A 15,532-nucleotide genomic window follows, 5' to 3' on the forward strand; every position below is an offset into this window, starting at 1 on the left:
GTGAGGACATATCGCCATGCGCGGCTGCCCAAGTGCCCTGCCAACGACGCGAGTGACGCGAACGACGGTTGTCCCCGACCCCACGGTCGGCTGAACCGATGCGTGCCGATCGCGTCTTCGCGTACGGCGCCACCGCCGGCCTCCTCGGCGACCTGCTGCTCGGCGACCCTCGCCGGGGGCATCCGGTCGCCGCGTTCGGGCGGGCCGCGGGAGCCGTGGAGCGGGTGTTGTGGCGGGACCACCGCGGGTGGGGCGCGCTGCACACCGCCGTGTGCGTGGGCGGTGCCGCAGGCCTCGCGGCGCTCGCGAGCCATTCCGTACGTTCCTCTCGTACCGCCTCCATCGCGCTGACCGCCGCCGCCACTTGGGCCGTCGTCGGGGGAACCTCCCTCGGGCGCGAGGCCCGCGCGATCGGTGACGCGCTCGCGGCCGGTGATGTCGAGGTGGCCCGGGAGCGGCTGCCGCATCTGTGCGGGCGGGATCCCCAGGCGCTGGACTCCGACGGGATCGCACGGGCCGTCGTCGAGTCCGTCGCCGAGAACACCTCCGACGCGGTGGTGGGGGCACTGGTGTGGGGCGCCGTGGGCGGCGTTCCCGGGCTGGTCGCCTTCCGTGCCGTGAACACGCTCGACGCCATGGTCGGGCACAAGTCCCCCAAGTACCGGCGGTACGGGTGGGCTTCCGCGCGACTCGACGATGTGGCCGGATGGCCGGGGGCACGGCTGACCGCCGTGCTCGCGAGCGCGGCCGGAAGTGCTCCGCGGGGTGCCGTACGCGCCTGGCGTGCCGACGCACGTAAGCATCCGAGCCCAAACGCCGGGCCTGTGGAGGCCTCGTTCGCGGGGGCGCTCGGGGTGCGGCTCGGCGGGACGCTCACGTACGGGGGGCGGGTCGAGCACCGGCCCGTGCTCAACGGCACCGGGCGCGCCGTCCAAGTCGACGACATAGAGCGGGCCGTACGGCTGTCGCGGCGGGTGAGCTGGCTCGCCCTCGGCGTGAGTGCCGCCGGGCGACTGCTCTCCCAGAGACTTCTCGCGAAGGGGCGTACCTCATGAGTGGCGGAACGGGCGGCGGACTCCTCGTTGCCGGGACCACCTCCGACGCCGGCAAGAGCGTCGTCACCGCCGGGATCTGCCGGTGGCTGGTGCGCCAGGGCGTCAAGGTCGCGCCCTTCAAGGCGCAGAACATGTCGCTGAACTCGTTCGTGACGCGCGAGGGCGCCGAGATCGGGCGCGCGCAGGCCATGCAGGCGCAGGCCGCGCGCGTCGAGCCCACCGCGCTGATGAATCCCGTGCTGCTCAAGCCGGGGAGCGATCGCAGCAGTCAGGTCGTCCTCATGGGCAAGCCGGTGGGTGAGATGACCGCGCGCGGCTATCACGGGGGACGACAGGAGGCCCTCCTGGGGACCGTGCTGGACTGCCTCGCCGAGTTGCGGGGCACGTATGACGCGGTGATCTGTGAGGGGGCCGGCAGTCCGGCCGAGATCAATCTGCGGCGGACGGACATCGTGAACATGGGGATCGCGCGCAACGCGCGGCTGCCCGTGCTCGTCGTCGGCGACATCGACCGCGGGGGCGTGTTCGCCTCGTTCTTCGGGACGGTCGCGCTGCTGTCGCGCGAGGACCAGGAGTTCGTCGCCGGGTTCCTCGTCAACAAGTTCAGGGGGGATGTCTCCCTGCTGGAGCCGGGGCTCGACATGCTCCACGGCCTCACCGGGCGGCGCTCCTACGGCGTCCTCCCCTTCCAGCACGGTCTCGGCATAGACGAGGAGGACGGGCTGCGTGTCTCGCTGCGGGGTGCCGTGCGGGAGTCCGTCGTGGCGGAACCCGTCGGCGCGGACATCCTCCGCGTCGCCGTCTGTGCCGTCCCCCTCATGTCCAACTTCACGGACGTGGACGCGCTGGCCGCCGAGCCGGGTGTCGTCGTGCGGTTCGTGGACCGGGCCGAGGAACTGGCCGACGCCGACCTCGTCGTCGTACCGGGGACCCGGGGGACGGTGAAGGCGCTGGAGTGGCTGCGGAAGCGCGGACTCGCGGACGCGATCGCACGCCGGGCCGCCGAGGGGCGGCCCGTGCTGGGCATCTGCGGTGGCTTCCAGGTCCTCGGCGAGCACATCGAGGACGAGGTCGAGTCGCGCGCCGGTCAGGTCGACGGGCTCGGACTCCTCCCCGTACGCGTGCGGTTCGCGCGCGAGAAGACCCTCACCCGGCCGGTCGGCGAGGCGCTCGGCGAGCACGTCGAGGGGTACGAGATCCACCACGGCGTCGCCGACGTCACCGGCGGAGAACCCTTCCTGGACGGGTGCCGGGTCGGTGCCGTCTGGGGCACGCACTGGCACGGCTCGCTGGAGTCGGACGGGTTCCGGCGTGCCTTTCTGCGCGAGGTGGCGGCCGCCGCGGGCCGCCGTTTCGTGCCGGCCGCCGACACGTCGTTCGCGGCGCTGCGCGAGGAGCAGCTGGACCGGCTCGGCGATCTGATCGAGGAACACGCGGACACGGACGCGCTCTGGCGGCTCATCGAGTCGGGCGCGCCATCAGGACTGCCTTTCATTCCACCGGGAGCGCCCGCATGAGCACAGTGTTGTTGTTGTCGACCGCCGACACGGATCTGCTGGCGGCCCGTGCCTCCGGCGCCCCGTACCGGATCGGCAATCCGACCCGGGTGGATGTCACGGCCGAGCTGCCCGCGCTCGTCGAGGGCGCGGACATCGCCGTCGTACGGCTGCTGGGCGGCAAGCGTGCCTGGGAGGACGGCCTCGCCTTCCTCAAGGCGTCCGGCATCCCGACCGTGCTGCTCGGCGGAGAGGCCGTCCCGGACGCCGAGTTGATGGCCGAGTCGTCGGTTCCCGCGGGTGTGGTGGCCGAGGCGCTGCGGTATCTCGTCGAGGGCGGCCCGGAGAACCTGACCGAGCTGGCCCGCTTCCTCTCCGACACCGTGCTCCTGACGGGTGAGGGCTTCGAGGAGCCGCACAAGATGGCGGAGTACGGCGTCCACGGCGAGCGCGCGTTCGTCGAGGGCCGCCCGACGGTCGGCGTGCTCTTCTACCGGGCGCACGAGCTGTCCGGCAACACCGGCTTCGTCGACACGCTGTGCGACGCGATCGAGGCGCGGGGCGTCAACGCCCTTGCCGTGTACTGCGGTTCGCTGCGCGGCGCGGACGCGGGCCTGTACGAGATCCTCGGGAAGGCCGACGCGCTGGTCGCCACCGTACTCGCGGCGGGCGGCACGCACGCCTCGCAGGCGTCCGCGGGCGGCGACGAGGAGGCCTGGGACATCGGCGCGCTCGCCGACCTCGACATCCCTGTGCTGCAAGGCCTGTGCCTCACCTCGTCGAAGGCCGCCTGGGACGGGTCCGACGCCGCCCTCTCCCCCATGGACGCGGCGATGCAGGTCGCAATCCCGGAGTTCGACGGCCGCCTCATCACGGTCCCCTTCTCCTTCAAGGAGCAGGGCCCGGACGACGTCCCGGTCTACGTCGCCGACCCCGAGCGGGCCGCGCGCGTCGCCGGAATCGCCGTGCGGCACGCCCAGTTGAAGCACAAGCCGAACGCGGACAAGAAGCTCGCGCTCGTCTTCACCGCCTACCCGACCAAGCACTCCCGGGTCGGCAACGCCGTCGGCCTCGACACGCCCGCGTCGGCGGTACGGGTGCTCGACGCGCTGCGGGACGCCGGGTACGTCGTCGAGGGGCACCCCGACAACGGCGACGAGTTGATCCACCGGCTCATCAACGCCGGTGGCCACGACGTCGAATGGCTCACCGAGGAGCAGCTCGCCGCCGCCCCCGCACGGGTACCGCTCGCCGACTATCAGGCATGGTTCGACAAGCTCGACCCCGAGCTGCGCGACGGCATGCTGGAGGCGTGGGGCGAGCCGCCGGGCAGCCTGTACGTGGACGGCGACGACATCGTGCTCGCGTCCCTCCAGTTCGGGAACGTCGTCGTGATGATCCAGCCGCCGCGCGGCTTCGGCGAGAACCCGATCGCGATCTACCACGACCCGGACATGCCGCCGTCGCACCACTACATGGCGGCGTACAGGTGGCTGGACAACTCGTTCGGCGCCGACGCGATCGTGCACATGGGCAAGCACGGCACGATGGAATGGCTGCCGGGCAAGGGACTCGGGCTGAGCGGAGGCTGCGCGCCCGACGCCGTACTCGGCGAACTCCCGCTGATCTACCCGTTCATCGTCAACGACCCCGGCGAGGGCACCCAGGCCAAGCGCCGCGGTCACGCCACGGTCGTCGACCACCTCGTACCGCCGATGGCGCGCGCGGACACGTACGGCGATCTGGCGAAGCTGGAGCAGCTCCTCGACGAGTACGCGCTCGTGTCCGACCTGGACCCGACGAAGGCCCCGTCCGTACGGGCGCAGATCTGGACGCTGGTCAAGGCGGCCGAGCTGCACCACGACCTGCATGTCGACGAGCAGCCGGACGACGGCGAGTTCGACTCCTTCGTCATGCACATCGACGGCTATCTGTGCGAGATCAAGGACGTGCAGATCCGCGACGGCCTGCACATCCTGGGCGGCGGCCCGGAGGCCGAACCGCGCGTGAACCTCGTGCTGGCCGTGCTGCGGGCCTCGCAGGTGTGGGGCGGCGCCGCGAACGCGCTGCCGGGTCTGCGGGCCTGCCTCGCCGAGTACTTCGGCCTGGTCGAGAAGGAACTGCTGGCCGAGCCCGGCGCGCCGGTGAAGGTGCCGGTGGAACTGACGGACCTCGTCGAGGGCCCTGCCCGTACGGCGGCCGACGCGATCGACCTCCTTGAGCAGCTGTGCCGCCGGGTCGCGGAGGGCATGGAGGAGCGCGGCTGGGAGGTCGCGGCCGTCCCCGATCTCGTACGAGAGGTCCTCGGCGTCGAACTCCCGGACGCCGTCGCGGTGTTGGAGTTCGCCTGCCGTGAGGTCGTACCGCGCCTGGCCCGGACGACGGACGAGATCACCCACATCCTCAAGGCGCTCGACGGCGGTTACGTCCCGGCGGGCCCGTCCGGTTCGCCGACGCGCGGGCTGGTGAACGTGCTCCCGACCGGGCGCAACTTCTACTCCGTCGACCCCAAGGCCATTCCGTCCAGGCTGAGTTGGGAGGTCGGGCAGTCGCTCGCCGACTCGCTCGTCCAGCGGTACCTCCAGGACACCGGCGAGTACCCGACGTCCGTCGGGCTGACGGTCTGGGGTACGTCCGCCATGCGCACCCAGGGCGACGACATCGCCGAGATCCTCGCGCTTCTCGGCTGCCGTCCGGTCTGGGACGACGCCTCGCGCCGCGTGACCGGCTTCGAGGTCGTGCCCCTGGCGGAGCTGGGCCGCCCGCGCATCGACGTCACCGTCCGCATCTCGGGCTTCTTCCGGGACGCGTTCCCGCACGTGGTCGGGCTCCTCGACGACGCGGTGCGGGCCGTGGCCGAACTGGACGAGCCCGCCGATCAGAACTACGTGCGCAAGCACGCCGACGAGGACACCGCCGAGCACGGCGACCGGCGGCGCGCGACGGCCCGTATCTTCGGCTCCAAGCCGGGCGCGTACGGCGCCGGTCTGCTGCCGCTCATCGACGCCCGCAACTGGCGCTCGGACGCCGACCTCGCCGAGGTGTACGCGGTGTGGGGCGGCTACGCCTACGGGCGCGGGCTCGACGGGCGGGCGGCGCGCGGGGACATGGAGACCGCGTTCAAGCGGATCGCCGTCGCCGCGAAGAACGTCGACACCCGCGAGCACGACCTCGTCGACGCCGACGACTACTTCCAGTACCACGGCGGCATGGTCGCCATGGTCCGGCATCTGACGGGCGCGAGCCCCGAGGCGTACGTCGGTGACAGCGCCGTACCGGACCAGGTGAAGACCCGCACCCTCGGCGAGGAGACCCACCGTGTGTTCCGCGCCCGCGTGGTCAACCCGCGCTGGATGGCGGCCATGCGGCGCCACGGCTACAAGGGCGCCTTCGAGATGGCGGCGACCGTCGACTACCTCTTCGGGTACGACGCCACGGCGGGGGTCGTGGACGACTGGATGTACGAGAAGCTCAGCGCGGAGTACGTCTTCGACCCGGAGAACCGGGACTTCATGAAGAAGTCCAACCCGTGGGCGCTGCGCGGGATCACCGAGCGTCTGCTGGAGGCCGCCGACCGGGGGCTGTGGGCCGAGCCGGACGCGGACACCCTTGAGCGGCTGCGCGCCACCTATCTGGAGCTCGAAGGCGACTTGGAGGGCGACGACCAGTGAGTACCCCGTTTCCGTTCACGGCCGTGGTCGGCCAGGACGATCTGCGGCTCGCGCTGCTGCTGAACGCCGTGTCGCCCGCCGTGGGCGGCGTGCTGGTCCGCGGCGAGAAGGGCACCGCCAAGTCCACCGCCGTACGCGCTCTTTCGGCTCTGATGCCGGCGGTGGACGTCGTCGCCGGGTGCCGCTTCTCGTGCGCGCCCGGGTCGCCCGATCCGGCCTGCCCGGACGGCCCGCACGAGGTCGGCGCGGGCACCCAACGGCCCGCCCGAATGGTGGAGTTGCCCGTCGGCGCCTCCGAGGACCGGCTGGTCGGCGCGCTCGACATCGAGCGGGCGCTCGCGGAGGGCGTGAAGGCCTTCGAGCCGGGTCTGCTGGCCGACGCGCACCGCGGGATCCTGTACGTCGACGAGGTCAATCTTCTCCATGACCATCTCGTCGACCTGCTGCTGGACGCAGCCGCGATGGGCGCCTCGTACGTAGAGCGCGAGGGCGTGTCCGTACGGCATGCCGCCCGTTTCCTGCTCGTCGGGACCATGAACCCTGAGGAGGGTGAGCTCAGGCCTCAGCTCCTCGACCGGTTCGGGCTGACCGTCGAGGTGGCCGCCTCGCGGGAGCCCGATCAGCGGGTGGAGGTCGTACGGCGGCGGCTCGCGTACGACGACGATCCGGACGGTTTCGCCGTGCGGTGGGCGGATGAGGAGTCCGCCGTACGGGCGCGGATCGTGGCGGCGCGTGAGCTGTTGCCGTCCGTGCGGCTCGGGGACGGGGCGCTGCGGCAGATCGCGGCGACCTGCGCGGCCTTCGAGGTCGACGGCATGCGGGCCGACATCGTCATGGCCCGGACCGCGACCGCGCTGGCCGCGTGGGCGGGGCGGACCGAGGTGCTCGCCGAGGACGTACGGCAGGCGGCGCTGCTCGCGCTGCCGCACCGGCGGCGGCGCAACCCCTTTGACGCGCCGGGACTCGACGAGGACAAGCTCGACGAGACGCTGGAGGAGTTCGGCGGGCAGGGCGAGGACCAGGACGACGATCCGGATCCGGACGGGCCCGGCGGGGGCGGGCAGCCGCCGCAGGACGGGCCGGAGGGCGATTCCCCCGCCGGTGACGTTCCGGCGCAGGGCGAGCCCTCGGACGACGGGCAGGCGCCGGCCGCGCGGGGCGGCGGCGAGCAGTCACCCGTACGCGCCGGTGAACCCTTTCGCGCGAAGGTGCTGAGCGTGCCCGGGCTCGGTGAGGGTGCGGCCGGGCGGCGTTCCCGGGCGCGGACCGAGCACGGGCGGACCACCGGTTCGCGGCGGCCCCAGGGGGCGCTCACCAAGCTGCACCTGGCGGCGACCGTGCAGGCGGCGGCGCCGCATCAGCGGGCGCGTGGCCGGTCGGGGCGCGGTCTCGTCGTACGGCGGGACGATCTGCGCCAGGCGACGCGCGAGGGGCGTGAGGGCAACCTCGTGCTGTTCGTCGTGGACGCCTCCGGGTCGATGGCGGCGCGGCAGCGGATGAGTGCCGTGAAGGGTGCGGTGCTGTCGCTGCTGCTCGACGCGTATCAGCGGCGGGACAAGGTGGGGCTGGTGACCTTCCGGGGGTCGGCCGCCGAGGTCGCGCTGCCGCCCACGTCTTCGGTGGACGCGGCGGCGGCCCGGCTGGAGTCGCTGCCCACGGGTGGGCGGACGCCGCTCGCGGCGGGGCTGCTGCGGGCGCACGATGTGCTGCGGGTCGAGCGGCTGCGGGACGCGGCGCGGCGGCCGTTGGTGGTCGTCGTGACGGACGGGCGGGCGACGGGTGGGCCGGAGCCGGTCGCGCTCGCGGGGCGTGCGGCGCGGCTGTTCGCGGCCGACTCGGTCGCCTCGGTGGTCGTCGACTGCGAGGCGGGGCCCGTGCGGCTCGGGCTCGCGGGGCAGCTCGCGGGTGAACTGGGCGGCACCGCGGTGACGCTGGAGGAGCTGCGGGCCGATTCGATCGCCGGTCTTGTCAGGGATGTGCAGGGGACTTCGAGGAGGGCCGCGTAATGCCGCAGGGGCAGCCGAGTGTCGTACCGGAGGACGGGCTGACGACGCGTCAGCGTCGTAATCGTCCCCTGGTCGTGGTGCATACGGGGATCGGGAAGGGCAAGTCGACGGCCGCGTTCGGGCTGGCGCTGCGGGCCTGGAATCAGGGGTGGCCGATCGGGGTGTTCCAGTTCGTCAAGTCGGCGAAGTGGAAGGTCGGGGAGGAGAACGCGCTGCGCGTGCTCGGTGCCTCCGGCGAGGGCGGGTCCGTCGACTGGCACAAGATGGGCGAGGGCTGGTCCTGGGTGCAGCGCGACTCCCAGATGGACAACGAGGAGAAGGCCCGCGAGGGCTGGGAGCAGGTCAAGCGGGACCTCGCCGCCGAGACGTACAAGCTGTATGTCCTGGATGAGTTCGCGTACCCCATGCACTGGGGGTGGGTGGATGTCGACGAGGTGCTGGCTGTGCTGCGGGACCGGCCGGGCACTCAGCATGTCGTGATCACCGGGCGCAACGCTCCCGAGAAGCTCGTCGAGTTCGCCGATCTCGTGACCGACATGTCCAAGGTCAAGCACCCGATGGACGCCGGCCAGAAGGGCCAGAGGGGTATCGAGTGGTGATGTCCGTCCCTCGGCTGGTCATCGCCGCGCCCTCCTCGGGCAGCGGCAAGACCACCGTTGCCACGGGGCTGATGGCGGCCTTCGCCTCGCGGGGGCTTGCCGTGTCCCCGCACAAGGTGGGGCCCGACTACATCGATCCCGGGTATCACGCGCTCGCGACCGGGCGTGTGGGACGGAATCTCGACGCGTATCTGTGCGGGGCGGAGTTGATCTCGCCGCTGTTCGCGCACGGCGCGCGGGGGTGCGATCTCGCTGTGGTCGAGGGCGTGATGGGGCTGTTCGACGGGGCCGCGGGGCAGGGGGAGCTGGCTTCCACGGCTCATGTCGCGAAGCTGCTCCGGGCGCCGGTGGTACTGGTCGTCGACGCGTCGTCGCAGTCCCGGTCCGTGGCCGCGCTGGTGCATGGCTTCGCTTCCTGGGATCCCGGGGTGCGGGTGGCCGGGGTGATCCTCAACAAGGTCGGATCCGAGCGGCATGAGCAGATGCTGCGGGAGGCTCTCGACGAGTCGGGGGTGCCCGTTCTCGGGGTGCTTCGGCGTGCCGCGCAGGTGGACACGCCGTCCCGGCACCTGGGGCTGGTGCCGGTTGCCGAGCGGCGCGCGGAGGCCGTGGAGGCCGTGGCCGCGCTCGCCGAGCAGGTGCGGCGAGGGTGCGACCTGGATGCGCTGCTGGCGCTGGCGCGCAGCGCGCCCGCGTTGCCGGAGGATCCGTGGGAGCCGCCGTCCGGCGCCGCTGGAGAACACCCGGTCGTCGCTGTGGCCGGTGGCGCCGCCTTCACCTTCTCCTACGCCGAGCATGCCGAGCTGCTGGCCGCGGCCGGGGCCGAGGTCGTCCCCTTCGATCCGCTGCGGGATGAGCAACTGCCGGACGGTACGGCCGGGTTGGTCATCGGGGGCGGCTTCCCCGAGGTGTATGCGCCTGAGCTGTCCGCCAATGAGCCGCTGCGGAAGGCTGTCGCCGACCTCGCGCTCGGCGGCGCGCCCGTCGCCGCCGAGTGCGCCGGGCTGCTGTATCTGTCCCGCGAGCTCGACGGGCAGCCCATGTGCGGGGTGCTCGACGCCACCGCCCGGATGAGCGAACGGCTCACCCTGGGCTACCGGGATGCCGTGGCCGTCAGCGACAGCGTGCTCGCCGGCGTCGGGACCCGGATGCGCGGGCACGAGTTTCACCGGACCGTGGTCGAACCGGGCGCCGGGGCGGCTCCCGCCTGGGGTGTGCACGCCCCTGAGCGGCGGGTCGAAGGTTTCGTACAACAAGGTGTGCACGCGAGTTATCTGCACACGCACTGGGCAGCCGAGCCCGGTGTCGCCCGTCGGTTCGTGGAGAGGTGCCTGACGTCATGAGCAGCAAGCTGATCGGAGTCGGGGTCGGGCCCGGTGACCCGGAGCTGGTGACCGTCAAGGGCGTCAACGCTCTGCGGACCGCCGAGGTCGTCGTCGTACCCGTGATGGACACCCTGGAGCGTGGGCGGGCGGAAGCGACCGTGCTGCACTACGTGCCCGAGGAGAAGGTCGTCCGGGTCGTGTTCGCGCTCAACGAGCGGTCCGACCGGGGGCGCCGCGAGGCCGCCTGGGACGCCGCCGGCGCGCGGGTCGCGGAGCTGCTCAGGAAGCACGCGGTCGTCGCGTTCGCCACCATCGGCGACCCCAATGTGTACTCGACCTTCACCTATCTCGCGCACACCATCGGCGAGCTCGTACCGGGTACGGGGATCGAGACCGTGCCCGGCATCACCGCCATGCAGGATCTCGCCGCCCGGTCGGGGGCCGTGCTCACGGAGGGGACCGAGCCGCTCACCCTGGTGCCGGTGACCGCCGGGGCCGAGGTGCTCAAGGACGCCCTGAACGGGCCCGGCACGGTCGTCGCGTACAAGTTCGGGCGGCAGGCGCAGGAGGTCGCGGAGGCGCTGCGCGAGACCGGGCGGATCGACGACGCCGTGTGGGGGTCCGCGCTCGGGCTCGAGGACGAGTCGATCCGGCCCGCGGGCGAGCTCGACGGTGGACCGCTGCCGTATCTGTCCACGCTCATCGCGCCCGCCCGGCGCGACGGCCGGCGCGGCGGGAAGCTGTGAGTGGTCCGGGCGGCGGGTCAGTTCGCGATGCCCACCACCAGCCAGATGAAGCCCACGCCCGCGACCGTGCACAGCAGGGTCGAGCGCGCCGGGTGCATGTGGTGTGCCTCGGGGAGGATCTCGGCGGCGGCGAGGTAGAGGAGTACGCCGCCGAAGAGGCCGAGATAGCCGCCGAGCAGCTGCTCCGGGATGGTGAAGAAGAGCGTGGAGGCGGCGCCGACCACCGGGGCCACCGCGTCCGCGAACAGCATCGTGATCGCCTTGCGGCGCTCGTTCCCGTACAGGCTCGTGATCGTGTACGTGTTGAAGCCGTCCGCGAAGTCGTGGGCGATCACCGCGAGGGCGACCGCCAGGCCCATGCCGCCGCCCACCTGGAAGGCGGCGCCGATCGCGACGCCGTCCATCGCGCTGTGGCCGACCATCGCGGAGGCCGCCGTCAGGCCCACCTCGGGCGCGCGTCCGCCGTTCTCCTCGCCTCCGTGCGCGGCCTGGCGGTGGGCCAGCAGGCGCTCCACCAGGTGGGCCAGCAGGAACCCGGCGACGAACAGCAGCAGGGCGGCCGGTACGCCGAAGACCTCGTTGCCCGCGGCGTTCAGCGCCTCCGGCAGCAGGTCCAGGCCGACCACGCCGAGCATCAGGCCGCCGGCGAGGCCCAGCACCAGGTGGCGCCGGTCGGTCACGCGCTGTGCCGTCCAGCCGCCGGCCAGCGTCATCAGGAACGCGCCGAGCGCGACGAGGACCGCCATACGCCCTTGCTATCCGATCAAGGCCCGTTCGCGCATGTCCAACGGCCACATAGCCACTGATCTTTTCGCAGCACCCGAGTTTTTCGTAGGAGAGGACCGATTCCCATGGCCGATGCCCCCACCGGCAAGGTGACCATCGTCGGGGCAGGGCCCGGCGCCGCCGACCTGCTGACGTTCCGCGCCGCGCGTGCCATCGCCGAGGCCGACGTCGTGATCTGGGCGGCCAGCCTGGTGCAGGCCGAGGTCCTCGACCACGCGCGCGAGGGCGCGGAGATCCTGGATTCCGCGACGATGTCCCTGGAGGACGTCGTCGCCGTGTACGAGCGGGCCGCGGAGGAGGGGCTGAAGGTGGCCCGGATCCACTCCGGCGACCCGGCCCTCTGGGGCGGTACGCAGGAGCAGCTCGACCGGTGTGCGGACATCGGCGTCGAGACCGAGATCATTCCCGGTGTCTCGTCCTTCTCCGCCGTCGCCGCGCTCGCGCAGCGCGAGCTGACGATTCCCGAGGTCGCGCAGTCCGTGATCCTCACCCGGCTCGGCGGCGGCAAGACGCCGATGCCGCCCGGGGAGGAGGTGCGGGAGTTCGCGCGGCACGGGACGACCATGGCGCTGTTCCTGTCCGCCGCCCGCAGCGGTCAGCTCGTACGGGAGCTCCTTGAGGGCGGCTATCCGACGTCCACTCCGGTCGTGGTCGCGTACCAGGCGACCTGGCCGGAGGAGCTGGTCGTGAAGTGCACGATCGAGACGCTGGAGGAGACCGTCAAGGAGCACAAGCTCTGGAAGCACACGCTATTCCTGGTCGGCCCGGCGCTCGACGCGAGCGGCACCCGCTCGCACCTCTACCACCCCGGTCACTTCCACGGCTTCCGCAAGGCCGACCCGCGGGCCCGCGCGGAGCTGCGTGCGGCGCGCAAGGGCAGTACGTCGTGATCGTCGTGGTCGGTACGGGGACGGGGGCGCCGTTGCCTCCGGACGCGGAGGCCCAGCTCGCCGACGCCGGGCTCGTCGTGGGCGCCCGGCGGCATCTGGCGGCGGCACGGCTGCCGGAGGACGCCGAGCGCATCGTCCTGGGGCCGCTGGCACCCGCCATGGAAGCGATCGAACAGTATCTGGAGAAGCGGGACGGCCGGGTCGTCGTCCTCGCCTCCGGCGACCCCGGTTTCTTCGGGATCGTGCGGGCGCTGGCCGAGCGGTTCGGGGCGGAGCGGCTGGATGTCCGCCCCGGTGTCTCGTCCGTCGCCACCGCCTTCGCGCGGCTCGGGCTGCCCTGGGACGACGCGGTGGTCGTGAGTGCGCACGGGCGTGACCTGCGCACCGCGCTGAACGTGTGCCGCTCGCACCCGAAGGTGGCCGTGCTCACCGGTCCCGGCTCCGGGCCCGCCGAGCTGGGCGCCGCCCTCGCGTACCGCTCCGGCGATCGCGTCCTCGTCGTGGCGAGCGCCCTCGGCGACCCCGGCCATGAGCGCGTGGAGAGGGTCACGCCCGCCGAGGCCGCGGCCCGTGACTGGGGTACGGCGGTGAGCGTCGTCCTGTGCCTGGACGAGTCACGTGCCCTCGCCCCCGTACGGACCGTCGCCGGGCCGCCGTCCGGGCCTTCCCGATGGGCCCTGGACGAGAGCGAGTTCACCCACCGCGACTCGATGATCAGCAAGTTCGAGGTACGGGCGCTCGCGCTGGCCCGGCTGGGGCCGCGCCTCGGCGAGCTGATCTGGGACGTCGGCGCGGGCTCCGGGTCCGTGGCCGTCGAGTGCGCGCGGTTCGGCGCCGCCGTCACCGCGGTCGAGAAGACGCGGGACGGGGTCGAGCGGATCCGTGCCAACGCCGAGGCGCACGGCGTGGACGTACGGGTCGTGCATGGGGCCGCGCCCACGGTGCTGTCCGATCTGGACGATCCGGACGCGGTCTTCATCGGCGGCGGCGGGCGCGAACTGCCCGCCATCGTCACGGTCTGCGCGCGGCGCGCCCGGCGTGCCGTCGTGGTCGCCATGGCCGCGCTTGACCGGGTGCCCGCTGCCCGGGAGGCGCTCACCGGCGCCGGCTTCGACTGCGACGGCGTGCTGCTGCAGTCGTCCCGGCTCGCGCCGCTGCCGGGTGGCGTCAGCCGGCTGTCGGCCACCAATCCCGTTTTTCTGCTGTGGGGCGTCCGGCCTCCGGCCCGTACCGAAGGAGTCCCCCAGTGATCGGCCTGATTTCCGCCACGGCGGCGGGGGCGGTGGCCCGCAACCGGCTGGCCACGGCTTGGCCCACACGTGTCCGTGTGTACGACGGACCCGTCGGGGACGCCGTGCGGGCCGCGTTCGCGGAGTGCGACCAGCTGGTGTGCTTCCTTGCCACGGGGGCGGTCGTACGGCTCGTCGCTCCGCTGCTGGGCGACAAGACCTCCGACCCCGGCGTTGTCTGCGTCGACGAGGCGGGGCGGTTTGCCGTGTCCCTCGTCGGGGGGCATGGGGGCGGGGCGAATGAACTTGCCCGGGAAGTGGGCGAGTTGCTCGGCGCTGAGCCTGTGGTGACGACGGCGACGGACTCCGTCGGGGTGCCGGGGCTGGACACGCTCGGGCTTCCCGTGGAGGGTGATGTCGCCGGGGTCTCCAGGGCCATGCTGGACGGGGAACCCGTGCTGCTGGAGGCGGAGTTGAGCTGGCCTCTGCCTGCGTTGCCGCCGAATGCAGGGCGCCCGGCGCAGCAAGGCGGGACCGCCGTCCTTCGTGTCTCCGACCGCGCCCATGTCCCCGCCGACCGCGAAGTGGTCCTCCGGCCGCCCTCCCTCGTCGTCGGTGTCGGCGCCTCCAAGGGCGCTCCCGTCGACGAGATCCTCGGCCTTGTCGAAGGCACCCTCCGCGATGCCGGGCTGTCCCCGAAGTCCGTCGCCGAGCTCGCCACCGTCGACGCGAAGGCCGACGAGCCCGGCATCGTCGGGGCCGCGGAGCACCTCGGGGTGCCCGTGGTGACGTACACCGCCGAGGAGTTGGCGAAGGTGGAGGTGCCGAACCCTTCGGACGCACCGCTCGCCGCCGTCGGTACCCCCTCCGTCGCGGAGGCCGCCGCGCTCGTACGCGGGGGTGAACTCCTGGTCCCCAAGCGGAAGTCCGCGCGTGCGGACGGCCTGCCCGCGATGGCGACGTGTGCCGTCGTACGGCGGACCCCGCGCGGACGACTGGCCGTCGTCGGACTCGGGCCCGGCGCACGCGATCTGCTGACGCCCCGCGCCAAGGAAGAACTGCGGAGCGCCTCCGTGCTCGTCGGCCTCGACCAGTACGTCGACCAGATCCGCGATCTGCTGCGGCCCGGCACCCGGATCCTGGAGTCGGGGCTCGGTGCCGAGGAGGAGCGGGCGCGGACGGCGGTGGCGGAGGCCCGGCGTGGGCAGGCCGTCGCGCTGATCGGCAGCGGCGACGCGGGCGTGTACGCGATGGCGTCGCCCGCGCTGGCCGAGGCGTCCGACGACATCGACGTGGTCGGGGTGCCGGGCGTGACCGCCGCGCTCGCGGCCGGGGCGATCCTGGGCGCGCCGCTCGGCCACGACCATGTGTCGATCAGCCTCTCCGATCTCCACACTCCCTGGGAGGTCATCGAGCGCCGGGTACGGGCGGCGGCGGAGGCCGACATCGTGGTGACGTTCTACAACCCCCGCAGCCGGGGACGCGACTGGCAGCTTCCGAAGGCCCTCGCGATCCTCGCCGGGCACCGGGAGCCGACGACGCCGGTGGGTGTCGTACGCAACGCCTCCCGGCCGGACGAGTCGAGCCGGGTGACGACGCTGGGGTCCCTGGATCCGGCGATCGTCGACATGATGACGGTCGTGACCGTGGGCAACACGGCGACCCGTGAGATCGCCGGGCGCATGGTGACGCCGCGCGGCTACCGCTGGCAGGAGGAGCCCAAGTGAGC

11 protein-coding genes are annotated in these 15,532 nt (G+C 72.7%); 10 read left to right on the forward strand and 1 reads right to left on the reverse strand.

The window, feature by feature from the left end:
• Positions 1-98 precede the first annotated feature (98 nt).
• Genes AB5J50_RS12190 through cobI form a run of 7 tightly spaced genes read left to right on the forward strand, consistent with a single transcriptional unit; the run spans position 99 to position 10,898 of the window.
• Complete coding sequence (locus AB5J50_RS12190) at positions 99-1,055, forward strand: cobalamin biosynthesis protein (protein ID WP_369257443.1); 957 nt, start codon at positions 99-101, stop codon at positions 1,053-1,055.
• Entirely contained in the window at positions 1,052-2,572 is a 1,521-nt protein-coding gene (locus tag AB5J50_RS12195) for a cobyric acid synthase (RefSeq protein ID WP_369257445.1), read from the forward strand. The genes AB5J50_RS12190 and AB5J50_RS12195 overlap by 4 nt, the downstream gene beginning before the upstream one ends.
• Positions 2,569-6,222, forward strand: a complete 3,654-nt coding sequence (gene cobN / locus AB5J50_RS12200) for a cobaltochelatase subunit CobN (protein ID WP_369257447.1) — start codon at positions 2,569-2,571, stop codon at positions 6,220-6,222. The genes AB5J50_RS12195 and cobN overlap by 4 nt, the downstream gene beginning before the upstream one ends.
• Entirely contained in the window at positions 6,219-8,228 is a 2,010-nt protein-coding gene (locus tag AB5J50_RS12205) for a putative cobaltochelatase (RefSeq protein WP_369257449.1), read from the forward strand. The genes cobN and AB5J50_RS12205 overlap by 4 nt, the downstream gene beginning before the upstream one ends.
• A complete protein-coding gene (cobO, locus tag AB5J50_RS12210) occupies positions 8,228-8,827 on the forward strand; it encodes a cob(I)yrinic acid a,c-diamide adenosyltransferase (RefSeq protein WP_327427738.1) in 600 nt (199 codons plus the stop codon). Before AB5J50_RS12205 ends, cobO begins: the two co-directional genes overlap by 1 nt.
• Positions 8,824-10,170 (forward strand): cobyrinate a,c-diamide synthase, encoded by a 1,347-nt coding sequence (locus AB5J50_RS12215; protein WP_369257451.1) that lies wholly within the window; start codon positions 8,824-8,826, stop codon positions 10,168-10,170. The genes cobO and AB5J50_RS12215 overlap by 4 nt, the downstream gene beginning before the upstream one ends.
• Positions 10,167-10,898, forward strand: a complete 732-nt coding sequence (gene cobI / locus AB5J50_RS12220; protein WP_369257453.1) for a precorrin-2 C(20)-methyltransferase — start codon at positions 10,167-10,169, stop codon at positions 10,896-10,898. Before AB5J50_RS12215 ends, cobI begins: the two co-directional genes overlap by 4 nt.
• A gap of 17 nt (positions 10,899-10,915) precedes the next feature.
• On the opposite strand, the gene AB5J50_RS12225 is transcribed toward cobI, so the two are convergent.
• Complete coding sequence (locus tag AB5J50_RS12225; protein ID WP_369257455.1) at positions 10,916-11,644, reverse strand: ZIP family metal transporter; 729 nt, start codon at positions 11,642-11,644, stop codon at positions 10,916-10,918.
• Positions 11,645-11,749: 105 nt separating this feature from the next.
• Between AB5J50_RS12225 and cobM the strand changes: the two genes are divergently transcribed.
• Genes cobM through cobJ form a run of 3 tightly spaced genes read left to right on the forward strand, consistent with a single transcriptional unit; the run spans position 11,750 to position 15,530 of the window.
• Positions 11,750-12,574, forward strand: coding sequence for a precorrin-4 C(11)-methyltransferase (gene cobM, locus AB5J50_RS12230; RefSeq protein ID WP_327427742.1), 825 nt, complete (start codon positions 11,750-11,752; stop codon positions 12,572-12,574).
• The gene (cbiE, locus tag AB5J50_RS12235) at positions 12,571-13,824 is read left to right on the forward strand and encodes a precorrin-6y C5,15-methyltransferase (decarboxylating) subunit CbiE (protein WP_369257458.1); all 1,254 of its coding nucleotides are present in this window, start codon (positions 12,571-12,573) and stop codon (positions 13,822-13,824) included. The genes cobM and cbiE overlap by 4 nt, the downstream gene beginning before the upstream one ends.
• Positions 13,821-15,530 (forward strand): precorrin-3B C(17)-methyltransferase, encoded by a 1,710-nt coding sequence (cobJ, locus tag AB5J50_RS12240; protein WP_369257460.1) that lies wholly within the window; start codon positions 13,821-13,823, stop codon positions 15,528-15,530. The genes cbiE and cobJ overlap by 4 nt, the downstream gene beginning before the upstream one ends.
• The last annotated feature ends 2 nt before the right edge of the window (positions 15,531-15,532 follow it).

The sequence above is a fragment of the Streptomyces sp. R35 genome, assembly GCF_041053035.1.
GTDB classification, from domain to species: Bacteria; Actinomycetota; Actinomycetes; order Streptomycetales; family Streptomycetaceae; genus Streptomyces; species Streptomyces lutosisoli.

Excerpts from the sequence above, each read along its gene's own strand:
- AB5J50_RS12190 (WP_369257443.1), top strand. The coding sequence starts at position 99 with ATGCGTGCCGATCGCGTCTTCGCGTACGGCGCCACCGCCGGCCTCCTC.
- AB5J50_RS12195 (WP_369257445.1), top strand. The coding sequence starts at position 1,052 with ATGAGTGGCGGAACGGGCGGCGGACTCCTCGTTGCCGGGACCACCTCC.
- cobN (WP_369257447.1), top strand. The coding sequence starts at position 2,569 with ATGAGCACAGTGTTGTTGTTGTCGACCGCCGACACGGATCTGCTGGCG.
- cobO (WP_327427738.1), top strand. The coding sequence starts at position 8,228 with ATGCCGCAGGGGCAGCCGAGTGTCGTACCGGAGGACGGGCTGACGACG.
- cobI (WP_369257453.1), top strand. The coding sequence starts at position 10,167 with ATGAGCAGCAAGCTGATCGGAGTCGGGGTCGGGCCCGGTGACCCGGAG.
- AB5J50_RS12225 (WP_369257455.1), bottom strand. The coding sequence starts at position 11,644 with ATGGCGGTCCTCGTCGCGCTCGGCGCGTTCCTGATGACGCTGGCCGGC.
- cobM (WP_327427742.1), top strand. The coding sequence starts at position 11,750 with ATGGCCGATGCCCCCACCGGCAAGGTGACCATCGTCGGGGCAGGGCCC.